A 20,877-nucleotide genomic window follows, 5' to 3' on the forward strand; every position below is an offset into this window, starting at 1 on the left:
CCGTCCCCGATGGACAAGCTGCTACGCCGACCAGGCCGTGCAGGCCGACCGCGGCTTCATCTTGCCCTGCACGCGCAGAAGGATGGTGACGCTGCCGCTCTTGGCGCCCTTCGCCCCGCCGGCCTGCTCCCAGATGACGGACAGCGCCGCCTTGCTCAGGCTGAGCTTGCCGCCGGTCTCGAGCGCGCCCACCCCGACGCAGCCCTCCAGATGGGAGGGCACGCTCGCGGGATGGAACAGGATGTTCTTCTTCTTGGTCTTCTCCACCTCCTTCCCGAGCCAGGGATTGATGACGTAGGAGTCGTATTTGGAGTGCCAGTACATGGTGGAATTGGCGTAGTCCTGGTCGCCTTCCATGTTCACGTAGCCGTCCATCCGCTCGATCGCATCGTAGCACAGCCCGCCGATCCAGAGCTCGCCGACGAGGGCATGCGCCGCGGGCGATGCCACGCCGCCCTTGGACGGGATGTTCGTCACGTAGCGGTCGCCTCGGATATAGGTCACCACGGTATCGGCCATGTCGTCCTCTCCTTGCTGGTCGGAGCATCCGGCCCCGTGCATCGAGAATGGCGGATGGTGGCGCAGGAGCCTGTTTCGTCGGTAACAGATCGCTTTCATCGGCAACATGCCGTTCGAGCGCCGCCCCGCCTTCATCATGGCCAGACAGGTACGCCGTCCAGCCCCGCTGTTTCCGGCAGGCCGCAGATCAGGTTCGCATTCTGGACCGCCTGTCCGGCCGCTCCCTTGCCGAGATTGTCGACCACGCCCATCGCGATCACCAGGTTGCGCTCGGGATCGGCCGCATAGCTGACGAAGGCGAGGTTCGAGCCGGTGGCCCATTTGGTCTGCGGCGGCTTGTCGGTCACGCGGACGAAGGCCCGCCCGGCGTAGAAGCGCCGGGCCGCGTCCAGGCACTGCTCCGTGGTGGCGCGGCCGCGGCAGTAGATGGTGGCGAGCACGCCGCGGGTCATCGGCACCAGATGTGGCGTGAACACCAGCCCGGCCACGCTGCCGCCGCTCAGCCGCTCGATCGTCCTGGCCATCTCCGGCATGTGGACGTGCTGGAGCAGACCGTAGGGCACCAGGTTCTCGTTGCTCTCGGCGTAGCCGAACCGGCTGTCGCCGCCGCCCCGGCCAGCCCCGGAGATGCCGGTCTTGGCGTCGATCACGATGTTGCCGGGCTCGACCAGCCCGCCGGCCAGCAGCGGCGCCAGCGCGGTCAGCGCCGCCGCGGGGAAGCAGCCGGGATTGGCGACGCGGCTCTGGCCCTCGATCTGGGCCGGCCAGACGTCGGCCAGGCCGTAGGCCCAGCCCTCGGCGTAGCGATGGTCGCCGCCGATATCGACGATCTTCACCTCCCTGGGGATGCGCGCCAGTGCCTCGGCCGAGGCGCCCGTGGGCAGCGACGCGAACAGCACGTCGAGCTTCGGCAGGGCCGCGGGGTCCCACTTCTCGATCACCAGCCCGGCCAGCCTGGCCGGCACGCCAGGGAAGCGGTCCGCCAGGCGGCTGCCGGCGCTGCCCTCGCCCGCAGCGTAGACGAGCTCGAAAGACGGGTGGCCCGCGACCAGGCGCAGCGCCTCGCCGCCGCCGAAACCGCTGATGCCGACAATGCCGACGCGTAGGCTCATGGTGGTGTCCTCTGGGGTTCGGGCAAAAGAAAACCCCCGGAGCCGGGGGCTGCGGGGGTTCAGGAACGCGGGCCGGGGTCGCTCCGGCGGGTGGGACCTACGGTGAGGCCGTCACCACGCGGAACGACGCTGATCGACGCGCAGCCCGAAGAGCCGCCGCTGGGGTGCAGCGGCTTCGGCGTCGATCACAAAGGGTCTGGTTCCCGGGCATGTCCTGCGACACTGTCGCTCCCCACATCCATCGTCAAGCGGGATGTCTGCCGACCACCCAAAGCTGCTGCCTAGTCCTCCAGCTGCGGCAGCCGGTAACGGTCCTGCGGGTCGTCCCAGCCCTTGAAGTTGGGCGCGCGCTTCTCGGCGAAGGCGGCGCGGCTCTCCAGCAGGTCGCTCTTCGCGCCGTGCTCGTGCAGCGCCTCCGCAAGTTTCTGCTGCGCGGCGTTCGGCATCGGCCGCATGCGCCGCATCATATGCACCGTGTTCACGCGCGCGGCCGGCGGCAGGGTCAGCAGGTGGCGCGCCATGCCCATCGCCTCCTCCATCACCTTCTCCGGCTCCACGACGCGGTTGATGAAGCCGATCTGGTGGAAGCGCTCGGCGGTGAAGCGGAAGCCCAGCGCCATCTCCATGGCCAGCGGGAAGGCCAGGTTCGCCAGATGCCCGTGGTTGTAGCCGCCGAGCAGCCAGCGCTTGGCCTCCGACACCTCGAAGATCGCCGTGCTGGCGGCCACGCGCAGGTCGGTGCGCTCGACCATCATGAAGCCGCCGCCCATGGCGAAGCCATTCACGGCCGCGATGATGGGCTTCTCCAGCGTTCCCGCGTTGAAGGGATCCTCCTGCTCGGCGCGGCGGCCGCCCGGATTCTTCTCGGCCAGCGATTCCTTCATGTCCTCGCCGGCGCAGAAGCCGCGGCCGGTGCCGGTGAGGATGGCGACCTCCAGCTCGGGATCATGACGGAACTCGGTCCAGATGCGGGCGAGCTCCACGCGCATCTCGTGGTTGAGCGCGTTGAGGCGCTCGGGGCGGTTCATCCGCACCACCAGGATCTGCCCGTGGCGCTCGGTTTCGACGACTGACATCTGACGTTCCTTTGGGTCTTCTAGGCTTCGCGATAGGCGATGGCGCGCAGGAAGCGCGCGCGCCCCGAGCGAGCGTGACGTTCGGCGACCTGCCGCGCCAGCTCCGCATCGCCGGACAGGATGGCGTCCATCATGTCCCGATGCTCGGCATTGGCCTGCAGCATATGCGGCGATTCGTCGAAGGAGCGGCGGCGCAGCAGCAGCAGCTTGCGCGTGTGCGCGAGGTAGACGGCCTCGACCGGCGCATTGCCGGCGAAGGCGAACTGACGCGTGTGGAAGCGCACGTTGAGGTCGAAGAAGGCGTCGTGCCGGCCTTCCTGCGCCGCCGCCTCCATGTCGGTGACGAAGGTCTGCAGCTCCAGCGCCTGGGCCGCGGTGATGGAGGTCGCGAGCCGCCCGGCGGCATAGCCGATCAGCAGCGAGGTCAGGTCGTAGATCGCCAGCGCCTCGTCGATCTCCAGCTCACGCACGAAGGCGCCGCGGTTGAGGATGACGGTGACCAGCCCCATGCGCTCCAGCGCACGCGCGGCCTCGCGCACGGGGCCGCGGCTGACGCCCAGGCGGCGCGCCAGCGCGAGCTCGTTGATGTGCTGGCCGGGGCCGAGCTCGCCCCGGGCGATCATCGCCTCCAGCTCCGATTCGACCGAGGCAGCCAGGGCGGTCCCGTCGCTCTCCGGCTTCTTTGCCAACAATCTGCGCTGCATCTCGCCCGTCTGGTTCCTCGCGAACTTCTATATTCGAGATGTTGCCCCGCTGTCACCGAATAAAGTGTTGGCAATCCGGCGGCGGCCTGCCACTCTCGGCGCAACGGAGGAAACACATGATCGCACCTGCCCGGAGTCCCGCGGGGATTCGCCGATGAACATCCTTTCCACGCTCAAGGACCGCTCCCGCTTCGACATGCCGATCGTCGATGCGCATCATCACCTCTGGGACCTGAACGCAGGCCGCTATCCGAGCAAGCAGGACAGGTACGACCCCAATTTTTTCCTCGGCGACTACCGGAAGATCTGCCGGGACTACCTGCCGAAGGACCTCGCGGCCGACTTCGAGGGCTTCCATGTCATCGGCACCGTCCATATCCAGGCCGGCCGCGCCGAATCCGACCAGGTCCAGGAGACGGAGTGGCTGGAGAAGGTCCATGCCGAGCAGGGCCTGCCCAATGCCATCGTGGGCCATGTGATCTTCATCCAGCCCGACTGCGCCGAGGTGCTGGAAGGCCACGCGAAGTTCCCGCTGATGCGCGGCATCCGCTCGCGCCCCAACACCTCGAAGGGCCCGGGCCATTCCATCGCGGGACAGCCGGGCACGATGCAGGACGACCATTGGCGCCGCAATTTCGCGCTGCTGGAGAAGCACGGCATGTCCTGGGACATGCGCATCCCCTACTGGCACCTCGAAGAGGGCGCCGAGGTCGCGCGCAGCTTCCCGGGCATCCCGATGGTGGTGAACCACACGGGCCTGCCGCTCGACCGCTCCGAGGACGGGCTGAAGATCTGGCGCAAGGGGCTGGAGGCGCTGGCCGATTGCCCGAACACGGTGATCAAGATCTCCGAGCTCGGCCTGCCGCACGCCACATGGGACATCCCCAGCAACATCCGCGTGGTGAAGGAGGCCGCCGCCATCTTCGGCCCGGACCGCATCATCTTCGCGAGCAACCTGCCGGTGGCGAGCCTCAGCACGGACTTCGCAGGGATCGTCGACGTCATGCGCACCGCGCTGGCCGACCGTAACAGGGAAGACCTGGAAAAGTTCTTCCACCGCAACGCGATCCGCTTCTACCGCATCAACCTCTGAGGATCTCCGCATGAGCAATGGTCCCGAACGAAAAGGCCCCTTGGCCCGCTTCAAGGTCGTCGACCTCACGCGTGTGCGCTCCGGCCCCACCTGCGTGCGCCAGCTTGCCGACTGGGGCGCGGACGTCATCCAGATCGAGGCTCCCGAGGGCGTGGAGGGCGCCGATGGCGGCTTCGGCGGCCAGCGCCACGGGCCGGACTTCCAGAACCTGCACCGCAACAAGCGCAGCCTGACGCTGGACCTGAAGTCGCCCGAGGGCATCGAGATCCTGAAGAAGCTCGTCGCCGAGGCGGACGTCGTCGTCGAGAATTTCCGGCCCGACGTGAAGAAGCGCCTCGGCATCGACTACGAGGCGCTCTCCGCCATCAACCCGCGGCTGGTCTACGGCTCCATCTCCGGCTTCGGGCAGGACGGGCCCTATGCCAGGCGCCCGGGCTTCGACCAGATCGCCCAGGGCATGGGCGGGCTGATGTCCATCACGGGCCTGCCGGGCCAGGGGCCGGTGCGCGTGGGCATTCCCGTCGCCGACCTCACCGCCGGCATCTTCTGCGCCATGGGCATCCTGATCGCCCTGCTGGAGCGCGAGGAGAGCGGCAAGGGGCAATGGGTGCAGTCCTCGCTGCTGGAGGCGCAGATCGCCATGCTCGACTTCCAGGCCGCGCGCTGGCTGGTCTCCCAGGAGGTGCCGAAGCAGGCCGGCAACGACCACCCGACCGGCATCCCCACCGGCGTCTTCAAGACCTCGGACGGGCTGATGAACCTCGCCGCCACGGGCAAGGCCATCTTCACCCGCTTCTGCGAGGCCACGGGCGCGCTGCACATCCTGAACAACCCCGACTACGCCACGGCGCCCAAGCGCTCGGCCAACCGCGCCGCGCTGAACGCCGAGATCGGCGAGGTGCTGAAGACGAAGACCACCGCGGAGTGGATCAGGCTGCTCAACGAGGCCGGCGTCCCCTCCGGTCCGATCAACAGCATCGACGAGGTCTTCGCCGACGAGCAGGTGCAGCATCTCGGCATCGCGAGGCCCGTGACGCATCCGACGGTCGGCGACATCCGCCTCGTCGGCCAGGCCGTGCGCCTCTCGCGCACGCCGAGCCAGATCCGCACGGCCGCGCGCGACAAGGGCGAGGACAGCGCCTCCATCCTGCAGGAGCTCGGCTATGACGAGGCGCGCATCGCCGCGCTGCGCGAGCGGCACGTGATCTGATGGCACGCCTTGCACGCCGCGCGCTGCTCGGCGGAGCCGCGGCCGCGCTCGCCTCCCCGGCGCTGGCGGCCTGGCCGGAGCGCTCCATCCGGCTCATCCTGCCCTTCGGCGCGGGCGGGCCGCTGGACGCGCTGGCGCGCCTCATGGCGCCGCTGATGTCGGAGGATCTCGGCCAGTCCGTGGTGGCGGACAACCGCACCGGCGCCGGCGGCGTCATCGGCAGCGCCGAGGCCGCCCGCGCCGCGCCCGACGGCTACACCGCGCTGGTCTCCGGCGTGAACCTGCCGGTGATCACGCTCGTGCAGCGCGACCCGCCCTACCGCATGTCCGACTTCGCGCCGCTCTCGCGGCTCGCGGTCATCCCGCATGTCTTCGCTGTGACGGCCGCGCTGCCGGTCACGGACATGCAGGGCTTCGTCGCCCATGCCAGGGCGAATCGCGGCCGGCTGACCTTCGCCTCCTTCGGCGTCACGACCTCCAACCACTTCGCGGGCGAGCTGCTGAACCTCCAGGCCGGGCTCGACCTCACGCACGTCCCGTACCGCGGCGGCGCGGCGGCGATCACCGACCTGATCGCGGGACGGGTGACCTGCATGTTCAGCACCCTGCCGGACGCCCTGCCCTTCCTCCGCGAAGGCCGGCTGAAGGCGCTCGGCGCCGTCTACACCGAGCGGCTGCGCTGGCTGCCCGACCTGCCGACGCTCGCCGAGCAGGGCCTGCCGGACATCGTCAGCGAGTCGGCCTTCGGCCTGCTGGTCCCCGCCGCGACGCCGGCCGCCATCCAGCAGCGGCTGGGCGATTCCGCGCGCCGGGCGCTGGCCGACCCGCAGATGCGCGCGCGGCTGGAGCAGCTCGGCCTCATCCCCATCGGCAGCACGGGGCCGGAATTCGCGGCGCTGACCCAGCGCGACATCCGGCTCTATTCCGACATCATCCGCAGAACGGGCATCACAAGCCTGGATTAGGCGGCCAGGCGCCGCCGGGAGGAACCCCATGAACATCCGCATCCGGCGCCGGCAGGCCCTGCTGGCCGCCACGGCCGCGGCGGCGCCGAAGGCCCTGCGCGCCCAGCCCGCCTGGCCCGCCGCGCGCCCCATCCGCCTGCTCGTGCCCTTTGCCGCCGGCGGGCCGATGGACGCGGTGGCGCGGCTGCTCGCGCCGCCGGTGGCCGAGCAGCTGGGCCAGCAGGTCATCGTCGAGAACCGCACGGGCGGCACGGGCATCGTCTGCCTCACCGAGGTCGCGCGCGCCGCGCCCGACGGCTACACGCTGATGATCACCGGCGCGAGCTGGCCCGTGACCATGCTGCTCAACCGCGACCTGCCCTTCCGCATGGAGGATTTTTCCCCGCTCTCGCGGCTGACGGTGGCGCCCTTCGCGCTGGTGGTCCCGGCCTCGCTGCCGGTGCGCAGCCTCGCCGAGTTCATCGCCGAGGCGAAGAAGCGGCCGGGCCAATGGTCCTACGGCACCAGCGGCATCGGCACCACGCTGCAGATGGCCATGGAGATGCTGAAGCTGCGCGCGGGAATCGACCTCGTGCACGTGCCCTATCGCGGCGACGCGCCCGCCATGACGGACGTGCTGGCGGGCCGGCTGCAGGCCATGTTCCCGACGCTCTCGATGGCCCGCCCCTACATCCAGGACGGCCGCCTGCGCGCGCTGGCGGTGGGCTACACCCGGCGCGTGGAGGGGCTCCCGGAGGTGCCGACCCTGGCCGAGCTCGGCTATGGCGACGTGCCCGCCAGCGCCGATTTCGGCGTGGCCTGCGCGTCCGGCGTGCCGGCGCCGATCCGCGAGAAGGTCAGCGAGGCCTTCCGCGCCGCGGTCCGCCAGCCCGAGGCGGGCCGGCGTCTGCGCGACATGGGCATCCTGGTCGTGGGCAGCACGGCCGAGGAGTTCGCGACCATGCTGGCCCAGGAGAGCGCCCGCTATGCCGAAGTCATCCGCGCCGCCAACATCACGCTGAACTGACCGAGGAAACCGACATGTCCCATGCCCAGGCCAAAGGCGCCCGTTTCCGCTGCGAGGAGACCGACAATCCGGTGGAGCGCGGCCGCCGGAGCCTCGACGCATGAGCACGCTGCGCCAGATGATCGAGCAGGGGCCGCCGGTCTTCGCGCCCCTCGTGCTCAACCCGATGATGGCCCGCATGGCCGAGCGCGCCGGCGCGCGGGCGATCTACCTGGGCGGCGGCGCCTCGGGCTACCAGGGCGTCTTCACCGAGGCGAATCTCTCGCTGACCGAGATGGCCCACACCGGCCTGGAGATCGGCGCGGCCTGCCGGCTGCCGCTGATCCTGGACGGCGCCTGCGGCTGGGGCGACCCGATGCACCTGCACCGCACCATCGCGCTCTCCGAGACCGCGGGCTTCCAGGCCATCGAGATCGAGGACCAGATCCTGCCCAAGCGGGCGCACCACCACGTCGGCATCGAGCACATCATCCCGGCCGGGGAGATGGCGGCCAAGGTGAGGGAGGCCGTCGCCGTCCGCCGCAGCCGCGACTTCCTCGTCATCGCGCGCACCAACGCGATCCGCATGTACGACCTGGACGACGCGCTGCGCCGGGCGGAGCTCTATGCCGAGGCGGGGGCGGACATCCTGTTCATCCTCGCCCGCAAGCCCGAGGAGCTGCGCGTCATCGCCGAGCGGTTCCGCATGCCGCTGATGTTCATGCCGCCGGCGGGCGGGATGGCGGCCTCGGGCCTCGCCATGTCGGACATGGACGCGCTGGGCATCCGGCTGATCGTGGACGCGACGACGCCCATGCTCGCGATGCACCGCGCGCTGCGCGATTCCTACGCGGCGATCCTGAAGGGCGAGCCGGATCCGCTGGTCGGCGGCTCCACCCAGGCCGAGGACAAGGCGCTGAAGCAGAGCATCGGGCTGGAGGTCCTGCTGGAGGTAGAGCGGAGGACGGTCGAGCGCGGGCATTGAGCCGGCGGCGCGGTTGATCTTCGTGACATCAGGGATAGCCTGCGCCCATGAAACTGGCATCCATGTCCCTGCTCCTCGCGGCCGCCCTGCCGCTGCTGGGCGCCTGCAGCAACCCCACCTCGCGGGAGGCGGCCGCCGCGAACGACGCCCAGTGCCGCAGCTACGGCTTCGAGCGCGGCAGCATCCGCTACACGCAATGCCGCAGGCTGCTGGACCGGCGCAGCGCCATTGTCGCCTCGCGCCCGCCCGGCTCGGGCAATCCGGCGGGGCTGCCGATCTACCTGCCGCCGCCCCAGCTCGCCGCCCCGGAGGAGCAGGGCTGCATGGAGGTGCCGATCAACGGGCAGCTCTACACGAACTGCCCGTGAGTCACGGAATCCGGTAGAGCGCCCTCGCGTTGTCGTGGAACAGCGCGCGGATCCGCTCGCGCGGCAGGTCGGCGACGGCGCGCTTGAAGCCCGTGTAGATCGTGTCGAAGCTCGCCACGAGGCTGTCCACCGGGAAGTTGCTGGCGAACATGCAGCGCTCCCAGCCGAGGATGGCGATGGCCTCCCGCACGATCATGCCGTTCTCCGCCTCGGGCCAGATGCCCGGGGGCAGGCCGATGCCGGAGAGCTTCAGCCGCACGTCCGGATAGGGCGCCAGCAGGGCCAGTGCCTTGCGCCAGCCGGCCAACCCCTCGGGCGAGCGGTCGGCCGGCAGGCCCGTGTGGTTCAGCACGAAGGGGATGCCGGGATGGTCGCGCGCCGCATCGGCCATGGCGGGCAGGTCCCACCAGGGCACCTGCACCTCGCAGATGAAGCCGTGCGTCCCGAGCGCCGCGAAGCCGCGGCGCCAGGCGGGATCATCCATCGAGCCGGGGCGGCCGCGCGTGTCGTCGAAGCTGTTCTCCTCCTGCGCCGGCTTGGTGCGGATGCCGCGCAGGAAGTCGAAGCCTGCGAGCTCCGCGATGGTCTCCGCCACGTCCTCGCGGTGCAGGATCGCGCCGCCCAGCGCCACCGTCGGCAGGCCTTCCCGCTCGCGCAGCCCGGCGAGCCAGCGCACCTCGCCGATCGGATCGCCGGCCCAGCCCGCCTGCACATGCACGGTCGCGACGACGTTGTGCGCCGCCGTGTCGCTGATGTAGTCGGCCGGCAGGTAGCTCTTGCCGAAGAGCTTCCGGGTGCTGCCGTAGCGGAAGGGCGCGGGCTTGCTCGCCCAGTGCGGATACTGCGCCGCATTGGCCTTCAGGTCCCAGAAATGCTGGTGCGGATCGACGATCGGCAGGTCGCGGAGGAAGGTGTCGGACATGCTCAATCCTGCCGGATGTTGGCCTGGCGGATGAAGCCGCCCCAGAGCGCTGTGTCGGCCTCCATCACGCGGCGGAACCCGGCGCGGCCGCGGGGGCGCAGCTCGTATCCCGCCCCGGTCAGCCGCGCGGCGGCGTCGGTGTCGCGGATCGCGGCGAGGATGTCCCGCTCGAGCTGGACGAGGATGGGCTCGGGCGTGTCCTTCGGCGCCAGCATGCCCATCCAGGAGGTCGCCTCGAAGCCGGGATAGCCCTGCTCCGCCACGGTCGGGACGTCGGGCAGGTCGCGCCAGCGCGTGGGGCCCGTGACGGCGAGCGCACGGAGCTGCCCGGCCCGGATCGACGGCACGGAGTTGCCGGGATTGTTGAAGCTGCTCTTCACCTGTCCCGCGAGGATGGCGGTCTGCGACGGCCCCGCCCCCGCGAAGGGCACATGCGTCATCTCGACGCCGGCGATATGCGCGAAGAGCGCCGGCGCCAGGTGGCTCGTGTTGCCGACGCCGGCCGAGCTGTAGGTGATCTCGCCGGGGTTGGCGCGCGCCAGGGCCACGAGCTCGGCCAGGGTCCGCGCCGGCACGGAAGGGTGCACCAGCACGACCATCGGGTAGTCCACCACCTCCGCCACCGGGGCGAGGTCGCGCATCGGGTCGTAGCTGAGGTTCCGCACCAGGAAGGGCGCGGCGATGATGCTGGAGGCCGCCATCAGCAGGGTCAGCCCGTCCGGCGCCGCCTTGGCGACGAGGTCGGCGCCGATATTGCCGCCGGCGCCGGCCCGGTTCTCCACGACGACCGTCTGGCCCCAGATGCTGCCGAGCCGGTCGGCCAGCACCCGGGCGCAGACGTCGGAAGGCCCGCCGGGCGCCGAGGCGGCGATGATGCGCACGGGGCGCGACGGGAAGCGCGGCTGCGCGAGGGCGGGCGTCGCGGCCAGCGCGGCGCCGCCGGCGAGAAGGTGCCGGCGCGGCAGGTTCAGCATGCTCATTCCATTCGGATCCCGGCGTCGCGGATGAAGCCGCCCCAGAGGGCGCTGTCCGCCTCCATGTCGCGGCGGAAATCGGCACGGCCGCGGTTGCGGATCTCGAAGCCGGCGGCCAGCAGCCGCGCCGTCACCTCGGGCTCGGCGATCACGGCGCGGCTGTCGCGCTCGATCTGCGCGGTGATCGCGTCCGGCGTCGCCGCGGGCGCGAGAAAGCCCATCCAGGAGCTGGCGCGGTATCCCGGAAATCCCTGCTCGGCGACGGTCGGCACCTCCGGCAGGTCGCGCCAGCGCGTCTCGCCGGTCACGCCGATCGCGCGGTACTGGCCGGCCCGGAGGCCCGGGATGGTCTGCAGCGGGTTGTTGAAGGCCATCGTCACCTGGCCCGCGATGAGAGCCGTCTGCGCCTGCGCCGCGCCCGGGAAGGGCACATGCGTCATCTCCACGCCGGCGAGGCGCGCGAGCAGCGCGGGGGCGAGATGGCCCGTGTTGCCGACGCCGGAGGAGCTGTAGGTGACCTCGCCCGGATGGCGGCGCGCGTGGTCGATCAGCTCCGCCACGCTGCGCACGGGCACGGAGGGGTGGACGGCGATCACCATCGGATAGTCGAAGACCTCGACCACCGGCGCGAAGTCGCGCAGCGGGTCGAAGCTGAGGCTCGGCACCAGGAACGGCGCGGTGACGAGCGAGAGCGCCGCCACCAGCAGGGTGTGGCCGTCCGGCGCCGCCTTGGCGACGAGGTCGGCGCCGATGTTGCCGCCGGCGCCGGGGCGGTTCTCCGTCACGACCGGCTGGCCCCAGACCTGCGTCAGCCGCTCGCCGAGGACGCGGGCGCAGATGTCGGCAGGCCCTCCCCCGGAGAAGGGCACGACGAGCCGCACCGGCCGCGTGGGCCAGCGCGGCTGCGCGAAAGCGGGCGATGCCGCGAGCGCGGCGGCTCCGGCCAGAAGGTGGCGGCGATCCATGGCCTCAATCCGCCTTGGCGCCGGAGACGCGCGCGACCTGCGCCCATTTCTCCGTCTCGCTGGCCACGAAGCGGCCGAATTCCTGCGGCGTGTCGCTGCCCGGCTCCACGCCGAGCGCCGCCAGCCGCGACTTCATGGCATCCGTGCGCATGGCCGCATTGGCGCGGCGGTTGAGGTCGCTGGTCAGCGCATCCGGCAGGCCCGCGGGCCCGAACATGCCGTACCAGGTGATGGCCTCGAAGCCCGGCAGCGTCTCGGCGAAGGTCGGCACGTCCGGCAGCGCCGGGGAGCGGTGCGCGCTCGTCACCGCGATGGCGCGCAGGCGGCCGGCCTCGATATGCGGCACGGCGGAGATCATGTTGTTGAGCATGAGCTGCACGTTGCCGGCGACCGTGTCCGTCGTGGCCGGCGCCGCGCCCGGATAGGGCACGTGCACGATGTCGATGCCCGCCATGGCCTTGAAGAGCTCGGTGCCGAAGTGGTTGCCCGTCCCGCTGCCCGGCGAGGCGTAGTTCAGCGTGCCGGGCCGGGCCTTCGCCAGCGCGATGACGTCGGTCAGCGTGCGCACCGGCACGGAAGGGTGCGCGACCAGCACATAGGGCCCGCTCGCCAGCAGCGCGACGGCCGTGAAGTCCGTGCCCACATTGTAGGGCAGGTTCGGCATGATGCTCGGGATGATCGCGTGCATGCTCGCATTGACGAGCAGCGTGTGCCCGTCCGGCGCCGATCGCGCGACGAGCTGGCAGCCCACCGCGCCGGTGCCGCCCACGCGGTTGTCGACGATCGCGGGCTGCGTCCATCCCTCGGCCAGCCCCGGCGCGACGAGGCGGGCGATGGCGTCGGTCGGCCCGCCCGCCGGCGACGGGACGATGAGGCGCACCGGGCGGTTCGGGAAGTCCTGGCCCTGCGCGCGGGCGCCTCGCGCGGCCAGCCCAGCCCATAGGCCGGAGGCGACGGCCGCGGCGCAGGCGCGCCGGCTCACGACGGGGGATGGCATGCTCGACGTCCTCCTGTGGCGGCGGCCTTGCGTGAGGCCGCCGTCCATCACGGGGAGAGGCTGTCAGGCGCTCTCGGAATTGTCAACAATCCCAACAGGAAAAACGGCGCTGCATCCGCAGCTCGGAACAGGAGGCCGTTAATTTGCCAACACTTCACATGGCGACAGGATCGCTCCCGGACGCGCGCAGGCGCTCCAGCGCCTGGGCGAAGTCCCTGAGACGGTAGGGCTTCGGCAGGATCTCGATCCCCTCGGCATCCGCCTGGGCCTGCACGCCGGCGGCATAGCCGGAGGTCAGCAGGATCGGCAGGTCGGGCCGCCGCCGCCGCAGCTCGCGCGCCAGCTCGATGCCGTTCATGCCCCCGGGCATCATGACGTCGGAGAAGACGATGTCGATCCGCCGGGCATTGGCCAGCGCACCCAGCGCCGCCTCGCCGCTCGCCGCCCGAGTGACGCCGTAGCCCAGGCCCCGCGCCATCTCGGCGACCAGCGCGGCCACCTCGTCGTCGTCCTCGACCAGCAGCATCTCGCCGGAGCTCGCCGGCGCGGCGCGGCGGAAGTCCAGCAGGTGGCGCGGACAGGCCTCCGGGACGGTCTCGGCGCGGGGCAGCAGCAGCGACACCGTCGTGCCGCGGCCCGGGATGCTCTCGATGGAAACCGTGCCGCCTGACTGCCGCGCGAAGCCGTAGACCTGCGCGAGGCCGAGCCCCGAGCCCTCGCCCACGCCCTTGGTGGTGAAGAAGGGCTCGAAGGCGCGGGCCTGGACCTCCTCCGGCATGCCGGTGCCCGTGTCCGTCACCGCCAGCCGCACGAAGTCGCCCCGCAGCCGCTCCTGGTCCAGGCTGCCCTCGTTGTCGGCGCTGATGATGATGGTGCCGCCAGCCGGCATCGCGTCCCGCGCATTGGCGCAGAGGTTCAGCACCGCCAGCTCCAGCTCGACGGGGTCGACCATGGCCGACCAGAGGTCCGGCGCGAAGCGCGAGCGGACGCGGCCGCCGCCGCGCAGCGTGCGCTCCAGCAGCTCGCTCATGCCCTCGATCTGCCGCCGGAGGTCCACCGGCTCGGAGCGCAGCGCCTGCCGCCGCGAGAAGGACAGCAGCTGCCGCGTCAGCGAGGCGCCGCGGTCCGCCGCCTGGCGCATCCCGTCCAGGATCATCCGCAGGCGCTCGCCCTCGTGGCCGCCGAGCTCCAGCAGGCTGACGCCGCCCGAGATGACCTGCAGCAGGTTGTTGAAGTCGTGCGCCACGCCGCCGGTGAGCTGGCCGATCGCCTCGATCTTCTGCGCCTGCCGCAGATGCTCCTCCGCCTCGGTGAGCCGCGCCTGGTCGCGCAGCCGGTCCGTGACGTCGGTGACGAACTGGTAGGCGCCCACGACATGGCCGTCCCGGTCGCGCAGCGGGCTGAAGCGCATCTCGTAGTCGCGCTGGTCGTAGGCCGGGTGGCCGAAGCGCCCCACCATGGTGAAGGTGTCGCCGGTCAGCGCGCGGTTCCAGACGGCGCGCACCGCCTCGCGATGCTCCGGCAGCGCGCGCAGCACCTCCAGCATGTTGTCGCCGACCTTGGGCGTGATGCCGAAGATGCGCCGGAACTCCCGCGCGCTCGCGCGGTTGATGGCGAGCCAGTTGTAGTCGCGGTCGGAGACCTGGATGAACACGTCGGTGGATTCGACCACGTCGGCGAGGAGCTTCCGGCCCGCCAGCGCCTCCTCCACGCGCCGTTCCAGCGTCTCGTTCAGCTCCTGCAGCCGCCGCTCGTTCTCGCGCAGCGCGGTGACGTCGAAGCCCTCGGAGAAGATGCCGGTGACGCGTCCTTCGCCATCCGTGATGGGGGCGTAGAGGAGATCGAAGATCACCTCCCGCTCCGGCTCCTCCGGCGTCCGGCGGAAACGGATCGCCGCGGAGCGGGCGACGTAGCGCTCTCCGGTGGCGTAGACGTGGTCGAGCAGGTCGAAGAAGCTGCGGCTCTCGATGTCGTGGAAGGCCTCGCGCGCCGGCCTGCCGATCCAGTCGCCGCTGTTGAAGATCTCGCGGTGGGCGTTGTTGACGTATTCGTAGACGTGGTCCGGCCCGGCCATGATGGAGACGAAGCCCGGCGCCTGGTCGAAGATGCGCCGCTGCCGTTCGGCCTCGGCCTGCCGGTGGCGCTCGGCCAGCACGGTCGTCGTCGTCTCGGTGCAGACGACGAGGACCCCGCCCACGCCGCCGGGCGCTTCGGCATCGTCGATCGGGCCGTAGCTGTAGGTCCAGTAGCTGTCCGCGAGCCGGCCGTCGCGGTGCATGGGGATGAGGGCGTTCTCCCGCCACACCGGGCCGCCGCCCGACATCACCTGCCCGATCTGCGGGCCGATGATGTCCCAGATCTCGGCCCAGGTCTCAGGGGCCGGCCGGCCCAGGGAGGCCGGATGCCGCTCGGACCCGATGAGGTCGCGGAAGGCATCATTGTAGAGGCCGATGAGACCGAGGCCCCAGTAGATGGCCATGGGGTGGCCGGTGTTGAGCATGATCCGCACGCTCGCGCGCAGCGACGGCGGCCAGGCCTCCGGCGGCCCCAGCGGCGTCGCGGACCAGTCGTGCGCGCGCATGAGCGCGCCCAACTCGCCGCCTTCGGCGAGGAAGGCCGGCACGGTCATGGCCGGCCGATCCGCGATGCCGCGGGCCGGTCGTCGGGCGGATTCGTGCCGGCCGGCATGTTCCTTGGCGGACCTCTCATCTGGTCGGTTGAATATAGGACGATATGTCCACCGACCAGGATGCCGCAAACCCGATTCCCGTGCATTTTTTGCTGGAGGCCCAAGGTGATAGAGCCGTCGAATATTATGAAATGGAATGATATTCGGCCAGGCCGCACCCGGCAGGCGGCCGGGAATGCGGCTGGTGCATTAGCTCTCCGACCAAGCTATCATCCTCGATGAAATGCCCGGACGACCAGACATTTCAGGGCTTTCGGCCTTGTTGACGACGCGGACCCGGCCCGCGTAATCCGGGCCCGACAGCTAAGGCAGGAACCTATTGTGAAGAAGCCGAATGCCGTGAGGGCGCCGAAGACCGAAGCGAAGGCCAGGCCGGGCCTCGGCGAAGGCTACGAATTGACCGTGTCCTCCCCCGTCCTGCTGGCGCAGGGCTCGGATCGCGACTTCCGGCGACTCGTGCACAACCTCTTCGGCTTCCTGGCGCGGCACGAGGCGATCCGCGAGGGGCACGGCGCCTTCATCGGCCTCGCCGGCATCGAGTACACGGTGCTGATCTCCATCGCGCATCTCTCGGCCGAGGCCGATGTCAGCGTGCGCGACGTGGCCGAGCACCTGCATCTCAGCGGCGCCTTCGTGACCACGGTGACGAACCGGCTGCTGGGCAAGGGGCTGGTGGCCAAGCGCACGGACCCGACCGACCGCCGCCGCCTCTGCCTCACCGTCACGCGCCAGGGCCGCGACCTGCTGGCCACGCTGGCGCCGACGCAGCGCCAGGTGAACGACGTGCAGTTCGAGGGGATCAGCGCGGAGGAGTTCCGGACCTTGTCCAATCTCATCGAGCGGCTGATCGATTCGAGCGGGCGCGCGCTTTCGCTGCAGCGCTACCTCACCGAGAACGCGCGGGCGACGACGCCGACGAAGCTCCCGGCGCGGCGCGCGGGCTAATCGGCGAAAGCCGCATTGATCACCGGCACGTGGCGGGGATCGGTCGCCGACTTGCCGGTGAAGCCCATGGCCTTCACGCGCAGGCAGTGCAGGCGCAGCCCCTCCAGGTCGTCGCGCGGGTGGTAGGGCTCGTCGTAGATGCCGATACCCGCCATCGCCGCCGCATGCGCGGCGCGCGACCGCGCATAGAAGAGCGGCTCCCACTCCCGCTTCATGCGCATCTGCTTGGAGAAGTCCTTGCCGCCGAAGGAGAGCGCCTTCAGCCGCGGCGAGGCCGTGGCGATGGCCTCCACCGCGTTCAACCCTTCGGCCGATTCGATGATCGCGGTGATCTCGATGCCCGCGCAGCGCCCCTGCAGCAGCTCCTCGTAGAGCCGCAGCTCGGCGACCGAGCCGAGCTTGGTCAGCACCACGGAATCCGGCAGGTCGGGCAGCTCCTGCAGCAGCAGCACGTCGCGCAGCCCGTCCAGCGTGCCGAGCGGGCTGAGCCGCAATGCGGGGCTGCATCCGGTCGCGCGGGCGCGGGCGATGAAGCCGGGGATCAGGGCGCGCGTGGCGGGCTTCAGCTCGTCCGGGACGGTGTCCTCGAGGTCGAGGCAGACGGAGGCAGGGCGGGAGGCGAAGGCCGGCTCGAAGACCGCTTCCTGGCCGCCGGTGATGAGCAGCTTGCAGCTCACATCTGGATTCCTAGCATCGGAGGTTGAGCAGACCGGACCATTTGGCGCGCTCGCGCACCATATGCTCGGCCAGCTGCGCCGCATCGCCCGCGACGACAGTGGCGCCGGCCGCGATCAGGCGGGAGCGCACCTCCGGGTCCTGCAGCGCGGCGACGATCTCGGAGGAGAGCTTCGCGGCGACGGCGTCGGGCGTCGCGACGGGCGCGTAGATGCCGAACCAGGAGGTGATCTCGAAATCGGGAATGCCCTGCTCGCTGAGCGTCAGCAGATCCGGGAAGTCCACGTGGCGCTCGCGCGCGGCCAGGCCGATCGGGCGCATCCGCCCCTCGCGCATGTAGGGCGAGGCCACGGAGAGCTCGATGAAGGCGCCGTCGAGATGGCCGGCCACGAGGTCCGTGTGGACGGCGCCGCCGCCGCGATAGGGCACGTGAGTGACCTCCACGCCGGCCGAGCAGCGCAGCCGCTCGCCCGCCATGTAGTGCGGGCCGCCGGGGCCGGAGCTCCCGAAGCTCAGCGGCGTCGCGCTGGACTTCATGTAGGCGATCAGCTCCTGCAGGCTGTGCACGGGCAGGCCCGTCCGCACGCAGAGCACCAGCGGCACGTAGCCCACGAAGCAGATCGGCCGGAAGTCGCGCTCGGGGCTGTAGGAGAGCTGCTGGTTCACCAGCGGGTTGATGCTGATGGTGGTCGTGGACCCCGTCAGCATGGTGTAGCCGTCCGCCGGGGCGCGCGCGACGAAGACCGAGCCGATCTCGCCCGAGGCGCCGCCGCGGTTGTCCACCACCATGGGCTGGCCGATGGTCTGGCTGACGCGGGTCGCGATGAGACGGCCCACGAGGTCGTTGGTGCCGCCGGGCGTGAAGGGCACCACCAGGCGCAGCGTGCGGTCCGGGAAGGTCTGGGCACGCGCGGGCGCCGCGAGCAGCGCCAGGCCCGCGCCGCCCAGGAACCCACGCCGATCCAGTGATGACGTCATGCGAATTCTCCGCTCATCCGAGGTCGCAAGCGAAGCAAGATGCGTGCCGTGCCGCCGTCCCTTTTGCGCTTTGAAATAGCGATCCTGCGAAGCTATTTTTACGGCGTCCGGCCAGGCATCTGCGCATCGGCTAGGCAGTCCGGCGCTCGGCCAGGGCGGCATAGCCGCCGCGGTAGTAGAGCAGCGGCGCCGCCTGCTCCGTCGTGCCGTGGCCCAGGATCCGGCCAAGCAGGATGGTGTGGTCGCCGGCGGGCATGGAGGCATGCGCCTCGCAGTCGAACCAGGCGAGGTGCGGGTTGAGGATCAGGCCGCCGGCCGCGCCCCCGGTCGCGGCCATGTCGAGCCACTTGTCCGTGCCGGAGGTGGCGAAGCGGGTGGAGACCGGCGCCTGCTCGCCATGCAGCACGGTGATGGCGAAGCCGCCGGCGGCGATCAGCGCGTCGTGGCTGCGCAGCTTGCGGGCGAGGCAGACCAGCAGCAGCGGCGGGTCGAGCGAGACCGAGGTGAAGGAATTGACCGTGACGCCGATGCGCTCGCCGTTCGGCAGCTGCGCCGCGACGACGCAGACGCCGGTGGGGAAATGGCCGAAGGCGTGGCGCAGGGCCTTGGGGTCGATCGCCACCTCAATGCCCTCCGCCGGAGAAATCCATGGGCAGCCGGCACTGCGCGACGCGCACCTGGCGGATCGAGGCCGGCGTGTTGCGGCTGCGGCCGACGAAGCGCGGCACGGCATCGGTGAAGACGGCCGCGACGGCGGGGATGTCGCCATTGTCGAGCGCGGAGAGCGCGTCGCCGCAGGCGCCGCCGGCGCAGGCGTCGATCAGCACGACGTCGGCGTCGCGGCCCGGCGCGAGAAGGCCGCTGTTCAGCCGGTAGGCGCGGGCATTGTTGCCCGTCGCCGCCGCGATCGCCTGCTCCGGCGCCATGCCGCCGAGGCTCGTCAGATGGCTGATGGTGTAGAGGATGCCGAGCGGCATGATGCCGCTGCCGGTCGGCGTGTCCGTCGCGATGAGCAGGCGCTCGGGCTGGCCGGCCTCGTCGAGCAGCCGCGCGGTCTTCAGCGCCGTGCGGAGGTTGCCGGCGGTGCAGATCTGCATCGCCACCTCGCTCTCGTTCACGAGCCGGGCAAAGCCCTCCTCCGGCATGGCGACGGGGCCGCCGTTCACGTGGAAGGAGACGTGCGCGTTGGCCGCCAGCACGTGCTCGGCCCAGATGCCCGAGGAGCCGGGGATGGAGGAGCCGCCCGTGTGCATGGTGGTGACCATGCCGTGGTTGCGCGCCCATTCCATGGGCTCGGCATAGCCGAAGGGCGTGTCGAAGGCACCGAAGCCGGCCTTGGCGAGCCAGATGCCGGCGGCGGCGAGCTCGGCGATGTCGGCCTCGGTCAGGCCGGGCTCGAGGATGATGGAGCCGGCATGCACGCGCATCCCGCCGGGCCGGTAGTTCAGGAAGCAGGCGCGCGCGGCCAGCGCCAGGGCCTTCACGCCCGCGGGGTCCTTGGGCCGGCCGGGGACGTGGACCTCGGAGGCGGTGATGGCGGTGGTCACGCCGCCATGCAGGTAGCTCTCCAGAAAGCCCACGGTGCGCTGGCGCGGCGTGTAGTCGCCGAAGGTGATGTGGACGTGGCTGTCGATCAGGCCCGGGATGGCGATGGTGCCGCCGGCATCCACCACCACCTCGGCGGATTCGATCGCGGCGGAATCGACGCTGCCGACCGAGGTGATCCGGCCGTTCTCCAGCAGGATGGCGTCGCCGGAGGCGGTGGGCGCCGCGAGGTCGCCCGTGATGATGCCGCCCAGGTTGACGATGGCCGTGCGCATGGTCAGCGCAGCCCGTCCTGGCCGCCGATCTCGCTGGCCTTCAGCCCGCCGACGCGCGCGTTGATGCGGCCGCGGTTGGCCAGCACGATGATCAGCGCGACCTCGTCCGGCGCGGGCGCGTCGGGCGGCATGGTGAGCGTCAGGCCGTCGTAATGCGAGCGGACGTAGAGCGCGTCCTTGTGCGCCAGCGGCACGTCGATCGTGGCACCCGGCGCGGCCAGCTTGGTGTAGGAGGGGATCCAGGCCATCGCGCCGCCGACGGCCAGGCGCAGCGGCTCGGCGAAGGTGGTGGTGAGCATGGCGTTGGCGTGCTCCTGCTCGCCGTCCAGCCCGACGACGCCGCCCTTGCCGTAGCTCTCCACATCAAGGCCGCCCATGGCGTCGAGGGCGAGCTTGGACATCACCTCGCCCACCGCGGCGCTGGCCTGGATGGCGGGGGAGAGGTCCTCCTCGTAGCGGCCGGCATAGGGGTTCTTCACGACCGCGATGACGCCGACCTTGCGCAGGGGGGGATCGCCAGGACGGCCGGATTCGACCAGCTTGTTCTCGACGACGGTCATCCAGCGGCGGATCTCGATCTGCATGGGCGCTTCTTCCTGGGAACTCGGTGGGTGGCAGCCTGTCAGAACTTCCGATGCCTCGCAAGCGAAGCAATGTCGCGAAGCTGTTCGAGGCCGCCGCGAGACCGTCTCTTGCAATAGCTTCTTGAATTAGGCAACAAGGCCAGGCACACCGGCCACGGAAGGACGTCCCCATGAGCAGCGCGAACCCGCCGATCGTCCCTGACGCGTCCGTCAAGGACGGCGCCGCGCATCTGAGCGCGGTCCGCGACGGCCGCGCCGTCTACCTCAACGGCCAGCTCGTCCCCGACGTCACCACCCACCCCGCCTACCGC

The 20,877-nt window shown here is 70.8% G+C and carries 21 protein-coding genes; 7 read left to right on the plus strand and 14 right to left on the minus strand.

What is annotated here, in order from left to right; translation table 11 throughout:
- Window positions 1-21: 21 nt before the first annotated feature.
- The 4 genes from AC1ROY_RS08425 to AC1ROY_RS08440 form a co-directional block, all read right to left on the minus strand.
- Window positions 22-519 (minus strand): hypothetical protein, encoded by a 498-nt coding sequence (locus AC1ROY_RS08425; protein ID WP_493148322.1) that lies wholly within the window; start codon window positions 517-519, stop codon window positions 22-24.
- Window positions 520-653: 134 nt separating this feature from the next.
- Complete coding sequence (gene argC / locus AC1ROY_RS08430; protein ID WP_493148324.1) at window positions 654-1,631, minus strand: N-acetyl-gamma-glutamyl-phosphate reductase; 978 nt, start codon at window positions 1,629-1,631, stop codon at window positions 654-656.
- A gap of 281 nt (window positions 1,632-1,912) precedes the next feature.
- On the minus strand, window positions 1,913-2,707 hold the full coding sequence (locus tag AC1ROY_RS08435) for an enoyl-CoA hydratase/isomerase family protein (RefSeq protein WP_493148325.1): 795 nt from the start codon (window positions 2,705-2,707) through the stop codon (window positions 1,913-1,915).
- 20 nt (window positions 2,708-2,727) lie between these two features.
- On the minus strand, window positions 2,728-3,411 hold the full coding sequence (locus AC1ROY_RS08440) for a GntR family transcriptional regulator (RefSeq protein WP_493148327.1): 684 nt from the start codon (window positions 3,409-3,411) through the stop codon (window positions 2,728-2,730).
- A 154-nt stretch (window positions 3,412-3,565) separates the two neighbouring features.
- Here AC1ROY_RS08440 and AC1ROY_RS08445 point away from each other — a divergent pair, with 154 nt between their 5' ends.
- The 6 genes from AC1ROY_RS08445 to AC1ROY_RS08470 all read left to right on the plus strand — a co-directional run bounded on the left by AC1ROY_RS08445 (window position 3,566) and on the right by AC1ROY_RS08470 (window position 9,017).
- A complete protein-coding gene (locus tag AC1ROY_RS08445; protein WP_493148328.1) occupies window positions 3,566-4,504 on the plus strand; it encodes an amidohydrolase family protein in 939 nt (312 codons plus the stop codon).
- A gap of 40 nt (window positions 4,505-4,544) precedes the next feature.
- Complete coding sequence (locus AC1ROY_RS08450) at window positions 4,545-5,714, plus strand: CaiB/BaiF CoA transferase family protein (protein WP_493148329.1); 1,170 nt, start codon at window positions 4,545-4,547, stop codon at window positions 5,712-5,714.
- Window positions 5,714-6,679 carry a Bug family tripartite tricarboxylate transporter substrate binding protein gene (locus AC1ROY_RS08455; protein ID WP_493148331.1) on the plus strand — a complete coding sequence of 322 codons (966 nt, stop codon included), beginning with the start codon at window positions 5,714-5,716 and terminating at the stop codon, window positions 6,677-6,679. The genes AC1ROY_RS08450 and AC1ROY_RS08455 overlap by 1 nt, the downstream gene beginning before the upstream one ends.
- A gap of 28 nt (window positions 6,680-6,707) precedes the next feature.
- Window positions 6,708-7,685: a Bug family tripartite tricarboxylate transporter substrate binding protein gene (locus tag AC1ROY_RS08460; RefSeq protein WP_493148333.1), complete on the plus strand. Its 978-nt coding sequence runs from the start codon at window positions 6,708-6,710 to the stop codon at window positions 7,683-7,685.
- A gap of 100 nt (window positions 7,686-7,785) precedes the next feature.
- Window positions 7,786-8,649 carry an isocitrate lyase/PEP mutase family protein gene (locus AC1ROY_RS08465; protein WP_493148335.1) on the plus strand — a complete coding sequence of 288 codons (864 nt, stop codon included), beginning with the start codon at window positions 7,786-7,788 and terminating at the stop codon, window positions 8,647-8,649.
- Between the two features lie 62 nt (window positions 8,650-8,711).
- The gene (locus AC1ROY_RS08470; RefSeq protein WP_493148337.1) at window positions 8,712-9,017 is read left to right on the plus strand and encodes a hypothetical protein; all 306 of its coding nucleotides are present in this window, start codon (window positions 8,712-8,714) and stop codon (window positions 9,015-9,017) included.
- 1 nt (window position 9,018) lies between these two features.
- On the opposite strand, the gene AC1ROY_RS08475 is transcribed toward AC1ROY_RS08470, so the two are convergent.
- From AC1ROY_RS08475 to AC1ROY_RS08495, 5 genes are all read right to left on the minus strand, one after another.
- A complete protein-coding gene (locus AC1ROY_RS08475) occupies window positions 9,019-9,939 on the minus strand; it encodes an amidohydrolase family protein (protein ID WP_493148338.1) in 921 nt (306 codons plus the stop codon).
- 2 nt (window positions 9,940-9,941) lie between these two features.
- Window positions 9,942-10,919 (minus strand): Bug family tripartite tricarboxylate transporter substrate binding protein, encoded by a 978-nt coding sequence (locus tag AC1ROY_RS08480; protein WP_493148339.1) that lies wholly within the window; start codon window positions 10,917-10,919, stop codon window positions 9,942-9,944.
- The gene (locus AC1ROY_RS08485) at window positions 10,916-11,878 is read right to left on the minus strand and encodes a tripartite tricarboxylate transporter substrate binding protein (protein ID WP_493148341.1); all 963 of its coding nucleotides are present in this window, start codon (window positions 11,876-11,878) and stop codon (window positions 10,916-10,918) included. The genes AC1ROY_RS08480 and AC1ROY_RS08485 overlap by 4 nt, the downstream gene beginning before the upstream one ends.
- 4 nt (window positions 11,879-11,882) lie before the next feature.
- The gene (locus tag AC1ROY_RS08490; RefSeq protein WP_493148343.1) at window positions 11,883-12,875 is read right to left on the minus strand and encodes a tripartite tricarboxylate transporter substrate binding protein; all 993 of its coding nucleotides are present in this window, start codon (window positions 12,873-12,875) and stop codon (window positions 11,883-11,885) included.
- A 154-nt stretch (window positions 12,876-13,029) separates the two neighbouring features.
- Window positions 13,030-15,504: a hybrid sensor histidine kinase/response regulator gene (locus AC1ROY_RS08495; protein ID WP_493148344.1), complete on the minus strand. Its 2,475-nt coding sequence runs from the start codon at window positions 15,502-15,504 to the stop codon at window positions 13,030-13,032.
- Window positions 15,505-15,966: 462 nt separating this feature from the next.
- On the opposite strand from AC1ROY_RS08495, the gene AC1ROY_RS08500 reads away from it, so the two are divergent.
- Window positions 15,967-16,509 carry a MarR family winged helix-turn-helix transcriptional regulator gene (locus tag AC1ROY_RS08500; RefSeq protein ID WP_493148345.1) on the plus strand — a complete coding sequence of 181 codons (543 nt, stop codon included), beginning with the start codon at window positions 15,967-15,969 and terminating at the stop codon, window positions 16,507-16,509.
- Here the strand turns inward: AC1ROY_RS08500 and AC1ROY_RS08505 are convergent.
- The 5 genes from AC1ROY_RS08505 to AC1ROY_RS08525 all read right to left on the minus strand — a co-directional run bounded on the left by AC1ROY_RS08505 (window position 16,506) and on the right by AC1ROY_RS08525 (window position 20,566).
- The gene (locus AC1ROY_RS08505) at window positions 16,506-17,186 is read right to left on the minus strand and encodes an HpcH/HpaI aldolase/citrate lyase family protein (RefSeq protein ID WP_493148346.1); all 681 of its coding nucleotides are present in this window, start codon (window positions 17,184-17,186) and stop codon (window positions 16,506-16,508) included. The genes AC1ROY_RS08500 and AC1ROY_RS08505 overlap by 4 nt on opposite strands.
- Before the next feature lie 10 nt (window positions 17,187-17,196).
- Entirely contained in the window at window positions 17,197-18,162 is a 966-nt protein-coding gene (locus AC1ROY_RS08510; RefSeq protein ID WP_493148347.1) for a Bug family tripartite tricarboxylate transporter substrate binding protein, read from the minus strand.
- A 130-nt stretch (window positions 18,163-18,292) separates the two neighbouring features.
- A complete protein-coding gene (locus tag AC1ROY_RS08515; RefSeq protein ID WP_493148348.1) occupies window positions 18,293-18,784 on the minus strand; it encodes a flavin reductase family protein in 492 nt (163 codons plus the stop codon).
- 1 nt (window position 18,785) lies between these two features.
- Entirely contained in the window at window positions 18,786-19,982 is a 1,197-nt protein-coding gene (locus AC1ROY_RS08520; protein ID WP_493148349.1) for an amidohydrolase family protein, read from the minus strand.
- 2 nt (window positions 19,983-19,984) lie between these two features.
- Entirely contained in the window at window positions 19,985-20,566 is a 582-nt protein-coding gene (locus tag AC1ROY_RS08525) for an amino acid synthesis family protein (protein ID WP_493148350.1), read from the minus strand.
- Between the last annotated feature and the right edge of the window lie 311 nt (window positions 20,567-20,877).

Source organism: Roseococcus sp. GW821-FHT12F05 (assembly GCF_058806835.1).